General features: G+C 66.3%; 16 protein-coding genes. 10 read left to right on the top strand and 6 right to left on the bottom strand.

Annotated elements, in window-relative coordinates; all coding sequences use genetic code 11:
• Positions 1-81: 81 nt before the first annotated feature.
• From ABQJ54_RS14720 to ABQJ54_RS14710, 3 genes are all read right to left on the bottom strand, one after another.
• Positions 82-2046: a M61 family metallopeptidase gene (locus ABQJ54_RS14720; RefSeq protein ID WP_367855069.1), complete on the bottom strand. Its 1965-nt coding sequence runs from the start codon at positions 2044-2046 to the stop codon at positions 82-84.
• Between the two features lie 478 nt (positions 2047-2524).
• Positions 2525-3280, bottom strand: coding sequence for a M90 family metallopeptidase (locus ABQJ54_RS14715; RefSeq protein ID WP_367855068.1), 756 nt, complete (start codon positions 3278-3280; stop codon positions 2525-2527).
• A gap of 147 nt (positions 3281-3427) precedes the next feature.
• Positions 3428-3898, bottom strand: a complete 471-nt coding sequence (locus ABQJ54_RS14710; RefSeq protein ID WP_367855067.1) for an Lrp/AsnC family transcriptional regulator — start codon at positions 3896-3898, stop codon at positions 3428-3430.
• A gap of 55 nt (positions 3899-3953) precedes the next feature.
• Here ABQJ54_RS14710 and ABQJ54_RS14705 point away from each other — a divergent pair, with 55 nt between their 5' ends.
• A complete protein-coding gene (locus ABQJ54_RS14705) occupies positions 3954-4454 on the top strand; it encodes a DUF4440 domain-containing protein (RefSeq protein ID WP_367855066.1) in 501 nt (166 codons plus the stop codon).
• 50 nt (positions 4455-4504) lie between these two features.
• On the top strand, positions 4505-5350 hold the full coding sequence (locus ABQJ54_RS14700; RefSeq protein ID WP_367855065.1) for an arginase family protein: 846 nt from the start codon (positions 4505-4507) through the stop codon (positions 5348-5350).
• A gap of 327 nt (positions 5351-5677) precedes the next feature.
• Here ABQJ54_RS14700 and ABQJ54_RS14695 read toward each other — a convergent pair whose 3' ends face one another.
• Positions 5678-6649 carry a hypothetical protein gene (locus ABQJ54_RS14695; RefSeq protein WP_367855064.1) on the bottom strand — a complete coding sequence of 324 codons (972 nt, stop codon included), beginning with the start codon at positions 6647-6649 and terminating at the stop codon, positions 5678-5680.
• 323 nt (positions 6650-6972) lie between these two features.
• Between ABQJ54_RS14695 and ABQJ54_RS14690 the strand changes: the two genes are divergently transcribed.
• The 8 genes from ABQJ54_RS14690 to ABQJ54_RS14655 all read left to right on the top strand — a co-directional run bounded on the left by ABQJ54_RS14690 (position 6973) and on the right by ABQJ54_RS14655 (position 14346).
• The gene (locus ABQJ54_RS14690) at positions 6973-7641 is read left to right on the top strand and encodes a glutathione S-transferase family protein (RefSeq protein WP_367855063.1); all 669 of its coding nucleotides are present in this window, start codon (positions 6973-6975) and stop codon (positions 7639-7641) included.
• A gap of 126 nt (positions 7642-7767) precedes the next feature.
• The gene (locus tag ABQJ54_RS14685) at positions 7768-8517 is read left to right on the top strand and encodes a hypothetical protein (RefSeq protein ID WP_367855062.1); all 750 of its coding nucleotides are present in this window, start codon (positions 7768-7770) and stop codon (positions 8515-8517) included.
• Between the two features lie 119 nt (positions 8518-8636).
• Positions 8637-9635 (top strand): VOC family protein, encoded by a 999-nt coding sequence (locus tag ABQJ54_RS14680; protein WP_367855061.1) that lies wholly within the window; start codon positions 8637-8639, stop codon positions 9633-9635.
• A gap of 127 nt (positions 9636-9762) precedes the next feature.
• Entirely contained in the window at positions 9763-10863 is a 1101-nt protein-coding gene (locus tag ABQJ54_RS14675) for a GGDEF domain-containing protein (RefSeq protein WP_367855060.1), read from the top strand.
• Positions 10864-11119: 256 nt separating this feature from the next.
• A complete protein-coding gene (locus ABQJ54_RS14670; protein WP_367855059.1) occupies positions 11120-11839 on the top strand; it encodes a hypothetical protein in 720 nt (239 codons plus the stop codon).
• 72 nt (positions 11840-11911) lie between these two features.
• Complete coding sequence (locus ABQJ54_RS14665) at positions 11912-12520, top strand: DUF3455 domain-containing protein (RefSeq protein ID WP_367855058.1); 609 nt, start codon at positions 11912-11914, stop codon at positions 12518-12520.
• A 3-nt stretch (positions 12521-12523) separates the two neighbouring features.
• On the top strand, positions 12524-13051 hold the full coding sequence (locus tag ABQJ54_RS14660) for a gluconokinase (RefSeq protein WP_367855057.1): 528 nt from the start codon (positions 12524-12526) through the stop codon (positions 13049-13051).
• A 137-nt stretch (positions 13052-13188) separates the two neighbouring features.
• Complete coding sequence (locus ABQJ54_RS14655; protein ID WP_367855056.1) at positions 13189-14346, top strand: DmpA family aminopeptidase; 1158 nt, start codon at positions 13189-13191, stop codon at positions 14344-14346.
• On the opposite strand, the gene ABQJ54_RS14650 is transcribed toward ABQJ54_RS14655, so the two are convergent.
• A complete protein-coding gene (locus tag ABQJ54_RS14650) occupies positions 14343-15026 on the bottom strand; it encodes a DsbA family oxidoreductase (RefSeq protein WP_367855055.1) in 684 nt (227 codons plus the stop codon). The genes ABQJ54_RS14655 and ABQJ54_RS14650 overlap by 4 nt on opposite strands.
• 81 nt (positions 15027-15107) lie before the next feature.
• On the bottom strand, positions 15108-15728 hold the full coding sequence (locus tag ABQJ54_RS14645; RefSeq protein WP_367855054.1) for a dihydrofolate reductase family protein: 621 nt from the start codon (positions 15726-15728) through the stop codon (positions 15108-15110).
• Positions 15729-15795: the final 67 nt, after the last annotated feature.

Below are 15795 nucleotides of genomic sequence, written 5' to 3'. Positions count from 1 at the left end.
GCGCGGACCGGGCGGTTCGCGGCGGCCCGTCCGTTTGGCGGGCCGCCGCGCCGCTTGCATGTTTCCCGATGCTTTTTGCGGTTATTTCCTCGCCGCGATGATCTGGTCGAGGTAGTCCGGCGTCCCCTGGATGCGTTCGAGGTGCGGGTATTGCAGGCCGCCGTGGTAGTCGACGGGGACGGTGCGGTAGCTGCCTTGCTGCTTGAGCAGCAGTTCGATGGGCGCGTTGCCGCCCTTGGCGGCTACCACCGCATCCTTCAATGCGTCCGCCGAGTACTCGTGGCCGTCGACCGCCACCACGGTGGTGCCGGTGCCGATGCCGGCCTTGAACGCCGGACTGTTCCAGCGCACGTCGCTGACCTGGCCGTCCTTGCCGATCATGAGCCCGATGCCCAGGGCCGCGCCGATGTCGGCGTGAAAGCGCGCGGAGATCAGCTTGGCGTAGTCGTTGGGCTTGTCGTTGTAGACGAGCTTCCAGCCCGACGCCTGCAGGCCGCTTTGCAGCGGCGGGTTCAGGGCGTCGATATAGCCCTTCAGGAACGAGGCCCAGTCGTACGGCGTGACCTTGTTCAGCGTGGCCACGACATCGTCGAAGCTGTAGGTCTTGGTGACGAAGCTGCCGTCGTCGACGCCGAAGAAGTCCTTGGCGAAGGTGTCGAGCGAGGCCTTGCCGTGGGTGAGCGCGCGGATCTTCGCGTCCACCGCCAGCCAGGTCATCTGGCCGGCGCTGTAGTACTCCTCGCTCATCTGCCAGTTGCGGTAGGGCAGCGAGGCGCGTTCGGCGATGGTCGGGTCGTTGGTGGTGTCCTCGATCGAGCGCCAGGCGAAGCCCGGGCGGTTGCGGTCGTAGTTGGCGGCGACCATCGCCATGGCCTGGCGGAACTGGTCCGGCGTCCACAGCCCGGCGCGCGCGGCCAGTACGTAGCCCCAGTACTGGGTCTGGCCCTCGTACACCCACAGCAGCGAGTCGCCCATCGGCACGTTGAGGTTGGGCGTCCACAGGTCCGCCGGGCGCCGGAACTTGCCGTTCCAGGAGTGCGTGTACTCGTGCGCCAGCAGGTTGCCCGCCGTCGGCCAGTTTTCCTTGTAGTGGGTGAAGTAGTTGGCGCGCGCGCCGTCCTCGCTCGACTGGTGGTGTTCCAGGCCCTTGCCGCTCAGCTGGTCGGATATCGAGAACAGGAAGTCGTAGTGGTCATAGTGGTGCGACTGGAACAGCAGGTGTGCCTGGGTGATGACGCTCTGCAGGCCTTTCAGTTGCTCCGGCGTTACCGCGAGGTCGCTGGCGGCATCCGCCACCACGTCCATGTGCACGGGAGCGCCGCCGGCCTTGTTGCCCGGGTTGAGGTCGAGGCGCTTGAAGTTCGCGCCCGCGTACATCGGGGAGTCGACCAGGGTGTTGTAGGTCGTCGGCTTGAAGGTGGCGGTGTTGCCCGATTGCGAAGCCACTTCCAGCGCGGTGCCGAACTTCCATCCGGCCGGCAGGGTCACGCTGGGCACGACCTTGATGTCGCGCGTGTAGTAGCCCGCCGGGTACAGCGAATCCTCGTTCCAGCTGAGGTCCAGCATGTCGGGCGTCATCTCGATCGGGCCCTGGCCGCGGCTCCCGGCCGACAGGTACTGGAACTGCACGTCGATGCTGGAGACGCCCTCGGGCACGTCGAGCTTGAAGGCGTACACGTCGTACTTGTAGCGCGTCCACGCGAGCGGCTTGCCGTTGGCCGTGATCGTGAGTCCGGCCAGCTTGTCGATCGGCCCGCTGGGCTCGTGGTCGCCGGGAATCCACTGCGGATAGAACAGCGTGAGTTCACCTGCCTGCACCGGAATCGTCTCGTGGACGCGGAAGATGCCCTGGGTCGTATCGCTGGCGTCGACGTTCAAATGGATGGTGCCGGGATATGGCGTGTCCTGCGGCGGCGGGATGTGCGCATCCGCCGTGCTGCCGGCTGCTGCCAGCGCGACGCCGGCGAAGGTGGTGGCGGACAGCGCCAGCGTCAGGGCCACGAACAGCCGCGACGGGCGGACGGTCAACGCATGCGGTTTCGACATTTCACAGACTCCCACGGGACAAGGATGGATGGTTCGCGCGCTGGTCGCGCGGCGGCCACTTCCTTGCGGCAAGGGTCGGGCCGAGGTCACCGTCATCAGCCGTGGCCCGCTCGAAATCGGGCCACTCTAGACCTCTGCGGCAATCGGCGAGCAGTGTCATAAGTTGGTCAAACGGGCGGAAAAAATTGCGCCTTCCCGGTCGCCGGGCCGGCGTGGCGACCCGTTGGCAAGTGTCCCCGGCTGGATCCCGGATCGTCCCGGAGCCGGGCCGGAAGAAGTCGGATACAGTGCCCGGCGCGAACCCGCGCTCGGGGAGGCTGCTGGCATGGACGACTCTTCGGTTGCGTGCTCGGGTGTGTCGGCCGGGCATCAGACCGGGCGGGTTGAAATAGTCATTGAAGGGGACGTGGTGAGCCCGTCCCGCTTTCCTGTCTGGCCTCGTGTTTGACGGACACCTTTGAGCCCATGGCAGCGTCCATCAATACGGATGCTGGCGGTAAAACTGCTCGAGTTGCCGGTAGACCTCCGGCAGATGCTGGTGCAGTGCCGCTGGCGCCTCGAAGAACTGCTCGCTGACCACCGCGAAGAACTCGGCCTCGTTTTCCAGGCCATACGGGTCGATCGGCAGGGGAAGGCCGTGGCGATGATCGTCGCGCAGGCGGTCCCATGCGTCGGAGAAGACCTGCGTCCATGTGCGGCGGTTCATGCGCCGGTGCAGGGGCGGGCAGCCGTTGGCTTCCCCGTTGAGCATGTCGAGCTTGTGGGCCATTTCGTGGATGACCACGTTGTGGCCCGGCTTCCTTCCGGCATCCAGCACGTCCGCCCACGACAGGATCGCCGGCCCGCGCTCCCAGGCCTCGCCCGCCCGCGCGGTGCGGGTCTGGTGGACCACGCCCGCCGCATCGGTCTGCGTGCGATGCGGTATGAACGCATCCGGATAGACGATGACGCTGTGCCAGCCGTCGTACCAGTCGAGGCCCAGTTTCAGGATGGGCAGGCACGCGTGGGCCGCGAGCAGCACGCGGTCGGCGTCGTCGAGCTCCAGCCCCTGGACCGGTTCCAGCGACTTGTGGTCCAGGAACAACGTGGCCAGCACGCGCAGCGCGGCCTGGTCGGAAGCGCCCAGCCGGCGCGCCGGGGCGCACCGGCGAAGCGCGGCTTGCCACAGCGGTTCGGCGATGGGGTGCCGGGCGACGAGGCGGCGCACGCGCCAGTTTCTGATCTTGTCGAACATGGCCCCCTGCGGGAGGAACTCCTGGAGTCCCAAGCATTTTGGGCGATGCAGGCTTTCTCAAGGGCAGCAGGCCTGGCCGCAACGGTATGCAAGCGCCGGGCGTCTTCATCTGCTGGGAGGCGAACCCGGCTCCTGCTCAACACCCTGCTACGGCGGTGGCATGACGTGTTGGTGCCGGCTGTCGAACACGACGGATGTTTCCACGCGCAGCACGACGTCGTGGCGATTGAAGTGCTCCGAGATGATCGCCTTCAAATGCTGCATGTCGCGCACGACGACGTCGACGATCAAATCGGAGCGGCCCGACACCAGGAACACGTGGCGCACTTCCGGAAGGGTGGCGGTTGAGCCGACGAAGTCGTCGACCACCTCGACCTCCAGCTTGCCGAGCTGCACGAACAGCACGGCCTCCAGCGCGAACCCGATCGCCTCGAGATTGACTTCGGCGTGTGCGCCCAGCAGAACCCCGCGCGCCCTGAGGGATTTGACCCGCTCATGGCAGCTCGATGGCGCAAGGCCTACCGCCGCCGCGATCTGCTTGTTGGAGAGCCATGCGTCCTTCGTCAAAAGACGCAGGATGGCGGAGTCTGTTCGGTCGAGGTCGGTTCCGGTGGCCATGATTCCGAAATCAATTCGATTGACGGTCTTTCAATCCTAATGACATTCTAAACACATGACAAATAAACGAATTTCATGCGTCGCCTTGGTCGCCATGTCATTGCCATGGGTTGCCAACGCCACACCGCCCATCGTTTGCGACACCGCATCCAGCCCCCTCCCGGCCGCCGCTGCGACAAGCGGCGTCGTTGCGCAGCGACTGGTCGCGGAAGAGCGGGCGAGCTGGAACCTGGCCATCCAGCGAAACGCCGGTGCCTACCGGGCCTTTCATGCCCCGGACTTCATCACGGTCACCGGTGGCGGCGTGGTGGGCAAGGCAGCCAGCGAAGCGTCGACCATGGATGCACGGGTGCGTTTCGATCGATGCGCGCTTTCAGGATTCGACGTCCGCCTGGTTGCGCCGAATGCCGCGCTCGTCACCTACCGCGTGCAGGCCGCGGGACTCGACCACGGAAAGGCGTTCCGGCTGGACGGTTACGCATCGTCCTTGTGGATGAAGCGGAACGGGTCCTGGTTGAATGTGTTCTACCAGGCGACGCCCGCATCGAGGCAGTGATCGGGAACAAGGTGTCAGGGTGGGCTGGTCAGGGTTTGAAGGAGCACATCGTGCAAACAAGCGCCGTTCCGTTCGATCTGGTGCTGTCCTATCCGCAGTGGCAGGGCTCGGGGCGGCCGCAGCACTTGCGTCGTGGCGCGAAGGCCGCGGCCGAGGTCTGCCGCGACTACGGGCCGCTCGTGCGTGTCCCGGATTCTGGTGAGGGCGAAGCCAGCGGCGGCGTCCAGCGCTGGACGGCGATCGCCGAGCAGTTCCGTTCGGCCCAGGCGATCCTCGATGCGAGACAGCCCAGGCGCATCCTGACCGCGGGCGGGGACTGCGCCTGCGATATTGCCGTCATCGATTACCTGCATCGACGTTACCCGGACCTGACCGTGATCTGGGTGGACGCGCATCTCGATGCGAACACGGTCGACACGACGCCCAGCGGCAATTTCCACGGCATGCCGGTGGCCGCGATCCTGGGTTCCGCTCCGGTGGATCTGCAGGCGTTGCTTTCGACGCCACTGCCGCCGGCACAATTCCGCTATGTCTCGGCGCACATCGGCGACGCGGGCGACTGGGCCTTCCAGCGGGCCCATGACCTGGCGTGGCTGGAGCCCGCACGGCTCATTGCAGGGCAGGCCGTTTCCGGGCCCATCCACATTCATTTCGACCTGGACGCGCTCGATCCTGCCGAATTTCCACATGTCGCCTACCCTGATGGCAGGTTGCCCATCGACGCTGGACTTGCCTTGGTGCGCAGCGCAGCAACTGCGGGCCTGGTTGGCCTGACGATCACCGAGTTCGCGCCTGCGGACGAGCGCGCTGCGCAGGAGGGTAGCCGCTTCCTCGAACGGCTATGCAGCGCCGCCGCGACAAGGCAGGAACAAGCGCATTCGCAGCCGTTCGCATGAGAGAAGGTGTCAGGGCAATTTCTGGCAACAGCTGGGAGTTGGGGACGAGGCGGTCGCCGGGTTTGAGGAAAAGGGTGTCAGGCGCGCTCACGCTCCGAAAAAGAGGGCGGTGCGTGCCTGGCGGTGAAATGGCGACACCGTTTATCCCGGACGCCCTTTGCTTCGTGGAAATCAGGAAGGTTTGCAACCGGCGCCGCAGGTACGTGGTTGCTGCCCGCACACCCGACCTGCGGCTGCCCGGCTGCAAGCCTTCCTGATCTCACGCGACTGTCTATGACTGCCGCTACGCACCGTGGTTCCCGAATGGAAAACACCGGGAAGCTCACCTCAGTGCGAATCCACGCTCGAGGAAGCCGCCGGCGTGGACGACTCGGCGGCCGCGCGCTCGGGCGTATCAGCCGGGCACCACGTCTTGAGGCGCTTGCCTGCGCGGAACAGGTCGATGCATTCGCGCATCTCGGCCTTGAAGGCCAGGTCGGGTGTGTTTATCGGGCAGCCATACGACAGTGGCTTGGTGTTGTTGTATTCGGCGATGCAGGTCGACAGTGGCGGCGACTTGATCGGATGCGGGTCGCTGGCCAGCGGTGGCGGCGGCAGGTTGAGGCGCTCGTCGCCATCCTTGGGCGAAGGCGGTATGGGGGGCACGCCGCAGAGCAGGTTGGAAGCGGTGCTTCTCTTTTTGGGGTCGCAAATGCTTTTGGCGATCGCCTGGATCGCATCGCCTATATGGCGACCCACCGCACCACCGGCTGTCTCGTTCGGTGGCGGGAAATACTTGTCGAAACGCGTGGGCTTGTAGTGCATGTGGTTGCTGTCGTGCTGCATGATCCGGCGATCATCCGCGGGCTCGGCCGGTTTGGCCTTGGCGTTTGGGGTTGCCGAGTAGTTCGTCGCAGCGGGTGGTAGCCGTATCGAGCCATCCTTGGCGAACAAACTGCTGGCCGCCGGCGCAGGTGCTGCTTCGTGATCCTGCACGACCATCGCGTCACGACGTGGCTTTTCGTGCGGCACGGGGCGGCTGCGTGGGGTCGCCGCCTGCCGTGGTGGCGCCAGCCTGGGCAGCATGGGCAGCATGGGCGGCGCGGGCGGCGGCGTGGCGCGTGGCGCGCCGGAATCCAGCAGACGCACGACCAGCACCTGATCGCTATCGACAGGCAATTCCGCCGGATGGTGCGGCCTGGGCAGCATTGCGTAGCACAGCATCAGCACGAACAGTGCGTGCAGTGCCAATACCAGGACCAGCACGAGCACCCGCGCCTGGCGCGTCAGCGCCGGCTGTCGCCAGTGCCCGTGATCCAAGGTCGCGCGCGTCTCGTCGTCGAGCCATGCCAGGCCGCGCGCACGATCCCCCTCCCGCTGATGTCGGCGTTGCCCGGAACGTTCGATGACGCGGCCTCATTCAAGCCAGTTACCCGCGCAAACTTACGCATACCGTCAGCGCGTGTTGCGGCCAGCCCCGGTAGACAGGTTCTTTCACCAAGGGTTCCCGTACCGACACGGTCCGGCGTGGTGGACCGGCGGCACAAGGCCGGGTCCAGCCGCCGGTGTCTTTCTCTGCCGCCGCCCCTCCGCTTGCCAACCGCCATGCTAGCCTCCGGCATCCACTTCGCCGGCGACGCGCCATGCTGATCGTCCACCACCTCAACAACTCCCGCTCCCAGCGCGTGCTCTGGCTGCTGGAGGAACTGGACGTCTCCTACGAGATCCGCAAGTACCAGCGCGATCCGGAGACGATGCTGGCGCCGCCTGAATTGCGGGCGATCCATCCGCTGGGCAAGTCGCCGGTGATCGAGGATGACGGGCAGGTGATCGCGGAGTCGGGGGCGATCATCGAATACCTGATCGACCGCTACGACACGGGGCGGCTGGCGCCGCTGCCCGGCATGCCGGAAAGGTTGCGTTTCAACTACTGGCTGCATTACGCCGAAGGCTCGGCGATGCCGCCGCTGTTGCTCAGGCTGGTGGCTGCGCGCATCGCCACGGCGCCGATGCCGTTCTTCGCCAGGCCGGTTGCGCGAAAGATCGCCGACCGGTTGCAGTCGAGCTTCGTCGATCCGCAACTGGCCTTGCACCTGGAGTACGTCGACAACGAACTGGCGCAGACGGGCTGGTTCGTGGGCGGCAGCTTCAGCGCGGCCGACATCCAGATGAGCTTTCCGATGGAAGCGGCCATGGCGCGCAGCGGGTTGGGCGACAGGCTCCCGCATGTCGCCGCGTTCGTGGAGCGCATACGGCAGCGGCCTGCGTATCGTCGCGCGCTGGAGCGTGGCGGCCCCTACGCGCTGGGCTGATCCAGCCCATTCAACCCTGCTGCGGGTGACCGGTCACTGGCCAGGTTTGCGCATTGGTAAGCAGGGCGGTGCGCTTGGCAGAACCTTTCCGCGCCCATTCCGCCTGTTAGAAGAGGAGTGCCGGCGATGCAGTTCTCCAAGAATGATCATGTTCGCGTGAAGGACATACCGGGGCCCGCCCAATGGTACGGCTGGGTGGTCGAGGAACTGGACGACAGCTACCGCATCAGGGTGGGCGGTACGGATCATGTCGTGGAAGTGAAGAGCGAGCGGGTCTTCCCGCCGTATCCCCTGATCGACGAAGCGATCGAAGAGGATTTCAAGAGCCATCGGCTGGTGATACTTGGCGATCCACACCACGGCGCCTATAGCGCGCGGGCATTGGTCAGGGCACTTTCGAGCACTGGCAAGCATGCCAATGTCATCTTCATGGAGGGCGCGTTCTATGACGAACTGAAAGGCGTGGCTGAAGGCAAGAAGGTCTTCTTCGATATGGATCTGCTCAAGGAGCTCAGGTGTTGCAGCGATCTGGTGGTTGGGCTCGAGACGGACGATACCAGCCCCAATCTGGAAACGCATGAGCTTGAAGCCTTCAGCAACAAGCGGCGGTGCCTGGTGGCAAATCGCGCATGGGCGGCCATTGTCGCGAAGAAGATGGCCGGCGCGATCAACGTGGTGTGCTGTGGAACGGCGCATCTGGCGACGTTCCACGAACTGGATGGCATTGCGAAACCGCTGCAGCAGGAACTTCACGGTCTGGGCTTGCGCATACCCAACTACGCCGTGGCGGACAAGCCCCACGGTGCCTACAAGCTGGATACGGGGAAGGGCACCAGTGCATACCTCAGGGCGGTGCATCCCGGCGAGGCGGATTAGCCTGACACATGCTGCGCGGGCGGGGAGCGCTTCGCAGCACGAAGGCCATGACCTCCGAGGTCATGGCCTTCGTGCGATGCCACCGGGAAAATCGCGGCACCTCCACCCAGGGATTCCCCATGCGCCCGATGCTGCTCGTTTCGGCGATGCTCTTGTGTCTCGGTGCCGCGCAGGTCACGGCACGCGCGGCCGCGGCGCCCCCTGCGCGACTCGACCATATCCTGCTCTGGGGCCGCAGCATCGATCAGGTCACCGCGGTCATGGCGGTCAAGCTGGGCTTCCAGGTGCGGCCCGGGCGCGATCCTGGTGGCGTCGCCAACCGCTACATCCGGTTCGCCGACAGCAGCTTCGTCGAGCTGCTGGGCATCACCCGGCCCGATCCCGCATTCGATCCGGGCATGAAGGAAGACCAGCAGGCGCTCAAGGGCGACCCGGGCTCGCGTACCTTCGGTTTCCGCACGTCGTCGCTGGATGCGATCCATCGCTCGCTGCAGGCGCTGCACTATGCGGTCACCCCGTTCTTCTCCGGTCCCGACAGCGCGAAGCCGGGCTGGCGCCTGTTCGCGTTCGACCGGGCACCGCTGTCGAGCAACACCTTCTTCATCGACTACGCGGCCGACTACGCGCCGGACCAGTTCGATCCGGCCAATGCCGGCGATCATCGCGTGACGCGGGAGCATCCCAACGGCGCGCGGGAACTGTCGGCGATATGGCTGGTATCCGGCGATGCCGAAGCCGACCGCAAGCAGCTCGCGAAGATGGGTTTCGGCAATGCGGTGCCGGTCAGGCTGCCTGAAGTCGGTGCGGTCGGTTTCTGCGTGCCGGTGGGGCCGACGGCACTGCTGGCACTGCAGCCGGAAGGCAGCGGCATCGCCGCCGAGACCCTGGCCAGCGGCGGCCCGCGCGTGCTGGGCGTGAGTTTCGGCGTGGCCGATCTTGGGCGTGCGCAACGCTGGGTCGAGCGCGGCTACGAACGCACGCTGGCGACGTATCGCGGCTTGTCGGGCGAATCCTTCCTCGCCCCGACGCGCGACGACCTGGGCCTGTCGATCGAATTCCACGCGATCGTGCCGGGCAGGGCGCCGTGTGCCGGTGCGGACGTCCAGGACGGGGTCTGAAGCGAGGTAGTCCAAAACGGGATCGGGTTCACTCCTGGCCGGGGCGGGCTTGCGGGGAAGTGAACCCGACCCCGTTGGACGGGGCGTTACACTGGGTACCCAGCTTCACGGGTGCCTGGCGATACCCATGCAAGAGTCCGAAGACAGTTACGTCCGCGTCGCCGTCCTGATCATGTTGTGGCTGGCGCTGTTCGCCAGCATCTGCGCCACGCTGATCCACTGGCTCGGTCCGGTCCATCGGACGATGGACCTGATCATTCCCCCCACCGCCAGCATGATGTTCGGCGGCCTGATCGTCGCCCTGATGCGGCGCCCATGGTGGTTGCAGGCCATCGTGCAGGTGGCGCTGGTCGTCGCGGCATTGGCGTTGATCGCACCGGCGTGGTTCTACACCCTGCATGCGGTGTCGACGCCCGGCATGCGGCTGATCGACGTGCTGCCGCCGGTGCCGTCGCTGTTCGTGATGCTGCTGGTGATGGTGATGATCTTCATCCCCGGTCGCCGGGCCTTCGTGCTGGCGCTGCTTTGCTGGCTGCTGATCGCGCTGCCGGTGCTGGTCTACCTGGCGCTTCATCCGCGCGAGATGTGGATGCCGCGCGGCATCGACCTGCTGATGGCGTACGGACCGGTCAGCATCATGGTGGTGGTGCTGTTGCCGGTGCAGCGCGGGCTGGCCGGCACGATCCGGCGGATGGCGTCCGAGCGCGCAAGGATGGAGGTCATGCTGCATCGCGACCCGCTCACCGGCATCCACAACCGCCGCCTGGGCGAACGCGTGCTCAGGGACTTGTTCAACGGCGCGCATGCCGCCGGCTTGATCATGCTGGACATGGACGGCTTCAAGGCGATCAACGACACCCACGGCCATCCGGTCGGCGACCGGGTGCTGCAGGCGGTCGCCGGACGCTGCAAGGCGCTGCTGCGCGAGGACGAATGCATCTCGCGCTGGGGCGGCGAGGAATTCCTGGTGATCGTGCCGGGCATCGATGCAGCCGGCCTGCACATGGTGGCGGAACGCCTGCAGATGGCGATCGCGCGGCTGCCGGTGGCACCGGTGCTCCGGGTCACCGCCTCGTTCGGTGCCACGATGATCGACGGCGCGGACAACTTCGACACCGTGCTGCAGCGGGTCGACCGCGCGCTGTACGCGGCCAAGGAGCAGGGCGGCAACTGTGTGGTGCTGGTGACGGCCGGCCTGGCTGCAGCAGGTGTGCTTGCGCCAGGCTGACCAGGCGTGGCCGCAAGACAGGGGCGGGCTCCCGTCTCCGGCAAGCGGTCGTTGCAGACCAGGCGGCGATCGCCGTGGCCGTGTCGGCCACGATATCGCCGCCGCACGCATCCGGCATGTCGATTTTCCGCCTCCCCGTTCGTCGGGGACGAGGATCGCCCGCTGGCACCTGATGACCAGTGCGCCAGCGGGGTTCGATCCGGGGCGAGTCAGATCCCATCAACCATGCCTGCGCGATCAGACGGGGAGAACTGCGATGAAGCAAGGTACCGGCCGCTGGAAGATCGGCGTGACACTGAGCATGCTTTTGGCCATGGCGATGGCCGCTGCCCAAGGTTCGCCAGCCCAAAAACCGCCACGCGCCTACCCGGCCATGGCGCCCCTGGCGCAATACCTGATGGCGGACCGCAATGCGGAAATCGCCCTGGCGCGCAGCGCGGCGCCCAAGGCCATTTCCGGGGAGGCCACGATCCTGGTGCTCGGGCCGCATGGCTACGTCACTGCGGTCAAGGGCAGCAACGGCTTCGTGTGCCTGGTGGATCGATCCTGGACGGCGCAGTTCGATTTCCCGGAATTCTGGAATCCCAGGTTGCGCGGGCCCATGTGCCTCAATCCGCAGGCGGCAAAATCGATCCTGCCGATCAGCTTCAAGAGGACCGAGCTGGCGCTTGCCGGAAAATCCAGGAGTCAGATCCTGCAAGGCATGAAGGCCGCACTCGCCGCGAAGCAGTTGCCGCCGCTGGAGCCTGGCGCAATGTGCTACATGATGTCGAAACAGGGTTACCTGAATGATGACGCGGGACACTGGATGCCGCACCTGATGTTCTACGTCCCGCGTGATGCGGACTGGGGCGCCGACCTGCCCGGTTCTCCGGTCATGCTGAACCCGCAGTTCCATGACGGGGCCGTGGCGGTGAAGGTACTCATGATTCCGACCGCCAAGTGGTCGGACGGGACGCCCGCTCCGGCGATGTAGAAACGGGGGCAGGCTCACCCGCAGAACGCCACTGCGGCGCGTGGTGGTGCCGGCAGGCAGGACACTGGCAACGTGTCCTGCCTGGGCTTCGCCTTGCCGCGGATGCCGGAAGGGAAACCAGGGTTGCCGTTTCGATGGATGTCCGAGCATGCTTCGGGCGTTGCACTTGGTGCCCTGCGGGCGTGGCGGAGACGTGTCATGCGGAAATCATTGAAATGCTGCGTTCTGGCGGCTGCGACGCTGGCGTGCGCCGCGCAGGCCCAGGGGGTGTCGAAGGCTGCCGCCATCGAGGCGTTCGGCAAGGGCGTGCAGATCTATGCCTGCAAGGCTTCCGGAGGAACCTATGCATGGGCGTTGAAGGCGCCGGATGCCATCCTGGCCGATGCCAAGGGGCGGACGATCGGCAAGCACTTCGCCGGGCCGAGCTGGCGGGCGAACGATGGCAGCACGGTGGTGGGCGAGTCCGTGAATGTCTCGCCTTCGCCCGATGCCCGCGCCATCCCCTGGCTGGTGCTGCGTGCCAAATCGCATGCCGGCAACGGCGAAATGGCGACGGTGCAATACATCGTGCGCGAACGCACCGAGGGCGGCATGGCGCCGGCCACGGGTTGCGAGGCTGCACAAGCGGGCAGGGAGGTACGCGTGCCGTACAGCGCGGTGTACCTGTTTTTCCGGGGCTGAGCCTTGCAGGCGCAACCGACTCCGGCGCTGCCGACGATCGTCGTGATGGGCGTCTCCGGCAGCGGCAAGAGCCATGTCGGTGCCACCCTGGCGCGTGCCTGTGGCATGGATTTCGTGGAAGGCGATGAGCTGCATCCCGTCGCGAACATCGCCAGGATGAGTGCCGGCATCCCGCTGGACGACGCGGATCGCCAGCCATGGCTCGAAGCGATCGCCGCGGCCATCGCGGCGCACCGGGGGAAGGGCGTGGTGGTGGCCTGCTCCGCGTTGCGTCGTGTCTACCGCGATGTCCTGCGCCAGGCGGATCCTGCATTGCGCCTGCTCTACCTGCGTGTGCCGCGCGATGAACTCGTGCGACGTCTGCGCGAGCGCAGGCATTTCATGCCGGCTAGCCTGCTCGACAGCCAGCTGGCGACACTGGAAGAGCCCACTGCCGACGAGCATGCCATCGTGCTGGAAGCCGGTGCCGACCTGGCTTCCACGGTTGCCATGGCCAGCCAGGCGTTGTCGATATCGGCGAGGTCGGCTTGAGGCTGGCCCTGGCGTGTGTTTCCGCCGGATCGGCTTGCCTGTTCCATGGGGTCACTCCAGGGTCTGCCGGGTGATCATGGTTGTCGTACGGCGATCGCCTAAGATGGCCCGGTCGCCGCTCACGTGAGGCCGTCGCCATGTCCATTGCCACCTTCCGCGCATTCCGCCTGCTCGTCGCGTTCTGCGCGTTGTCGGGATGGACGTCCGCGAACGCCCAGCAGAAAAACCTGCGCGACTACGGCATAGCCATCGGAGTGCTGCAACCCGGCAGCTTGAATGCGATCACCGACGTGCCGGGCGTGGCGGTGGGGCAGAAGACGCTGGTGCAGGGCGACGACGTGCGCACCGGCGTCACGGCGATCCTGCCTTACGCCGGCAACGTCTTCCAGGACAAGGTGCCGGCGGCGGTGTACGTGGGCAACGGCTTCGGCAAGCTGACCGGGACCACGCAGATCGACGAGCTCGGCAACATCGAGACGCCGATCGTGCTGACCAATACCCTGAGCGTGCCGACCGCGGCGGATGCGCTGATCGACTACACGTTTTCCTTCCCCGCGAACGCCAGCGTGCGCTCGGTCAATCCGGTGGTCGGGGAAACCAACGATGGCTACCTGAACGACATTCGCGGCCGCCACGTCAGCAAGCAGGATGTGCTGGACGCCATCGAGTCGGCCACCGGTGGCCCGGTCGTACAAGGCAACGTCGGTGCCGGTACCGGCACGGTGGCGTTCGGCTTCAAGGGCGGCATCGGCACCTCGTCGCGCAAGCTGCCGCCCTCCCTGGGCGGCTACACCGTGGGCGTGCTGGTGCAGACGAATTTCGGCGGCGTGCTGAGCGTGGACGGCGTGCCGGTCGGCAAGGCGCTGCACAAGTATTACCTGAGCGACAAGCTCGGCGACTCGCCCGACGGCTCGTGCATGATCGTGGTGGCCACCGACGCGCCGCTGGAGGCGCGCAACCTGAAGCGGCTCGCCAAGCGCGCGATGCTGGGGCTGGGCCGCACCGGCGGCATCGCGTCGGACGGCAGCGGCGATTACGCGATCGCCTTTTCGACCAATGCCGCCGTGCGCGTGCCGTACGAGTCGGACGACCCGGTGCAGAAGACCGAGGTGCTGCGCAACGACGCGATGTCGCCCCTGTTCATGGCGGCCATCGAGGCGACCGAAGAGGCCATCATCAATTCACTGTTCCATGCGCAGGGCACGACCGGCGTCGACCACCATCACGTGGATGCGCTGCCGGTCGGCAAGGTGCTGCGGATCATGCAGCAACACGGCTACCGGGTTGCGCGCTAGCCGCGCGCGCCACCGTCGCCGGCGGCTTTCTCTGCAATCTCCCGCAGCGCACGTTCGAACACCTCCGGCGGCTGCCCGCCAGAAATCAGGTGCATGCCGTTGACGATGGTGGCGGGCACGGAATGGATGCCGGCCTGCTGGAAGCGCCGTTCCTGCGCGCGCACCTCGTCGGCGTGCTCGCCGCTGTCCAGTACGCGGCGCGCTTCGCCGGCATCGAGGCCGACAACCGCGGCGAGGCGGACGAGCACCTCGCGGTCGGAAACGTTCTCGCCGTCGCTGAAGTAGGCACGCAGCAGCGCCTGCTTCAGTTCCAGCGCGCGTGCGTTGTCCCGCAATCCGGCCCAGTGCAGCAGCCGGTGCGCATCGAAGGTGTTCCAGATGCGGCTGCCTTGCCCCACGTTGTAGGCGAAGCCGAGCACGGCGGCGCGCTCGCGGATCGCGGAGCGGTTGGCGTCCATCCGGGCCTCGTCGATACCGTACTTGCGCATGATGTGTTCGCCGGCGTCCTCGCCTTCAGGTGCCATCTGCGGATTCAGCTCGAACGGCTGCAGGTGGATTTCCGCGCGCACTTCGCCATCGAGCTGCGCCAACGCCTGTTGCAGGCTGGCGAGCCCGACCGCGCACCATGGGCAGGCGACGTCGGAAACGAAATCGATACGGAGCGGGGCGGCGGTGGTCATGGGTAATCCAGTGCGGGTTCGGATGTCCCCCGATGTGGAGGCGGAAGCACGCATCTCAATCGCGCCGCGCGCGGGTCCCGGTCAGTCGGTTTCGAATGATCCGGTCCGCACCTCACCCGCGCGGACGTAACGGCTGACCAGTACGCCGGTGGACGTGGCCTTCGATGCTTCGAGCCGGAATGCCGATGCCTGCGTGTGGTCGTCGAATAGGCGCTTGCCGCGGCCGAGCAGGACCGGGTGGACCAGCAGGTGCAGTTCGTCGACCAGGTCCGTGGCCAGCAGCTGGTGCACCAGTCCGCTGCTGCCCTGGGTGACCAGGTTGGGGCCGGCGCCACGCTTGAGCGCACGCACCGCAGCAGCGATGTCCGGTTCCAGGGCGTGGCTGTGCTGCCACGCCAGCGTGTCGGGATGATGTGTGGCGACGTGCTTGGCGGTGCCGTTGAACATGTCGGCGATGCCCCGGTGTGGCGTGCCCTCCGGCACGTGCGGCCAGTACGAGGCGAAGATGTCATAGGTGCGGCGCCCGAGCAGCAACTCGAACGGGTCCGAGAACACGCCGCCCATCACTTCGCCGGACTCGTCGGCGTAGGGCCAGATCCAGCCGCCGTGGGCAAAGCCGCCGCTGGTGTCCTCCTCCGGGGCGCCGGGTGCCTGCACGACGCCGTCGAGGCTGATGAACGCGGGAACGATGAGCTTTCTCATGTTGGGCGCCTGTGCGGATCGATGTGACCGCTTGCCTGCCCGACGAATGGGTGGCTGCGGAATCGAC

It is taken from the genome of Rhodanobacter lycopersici (genome assembly GCF_040812335.1).
Lineage (GTDB): Bacteria > Pseudomonadota > Gammaproteobacteria > Xanthomonadales > Rhodanobacteraceae > Rhodanobacter_A > Rhodanobacter_A lycopersici.
Note: the sequence above shows the minus strand (reverse complement) of the source record. Positions and strands in the feature narration are given on the sequence as shown.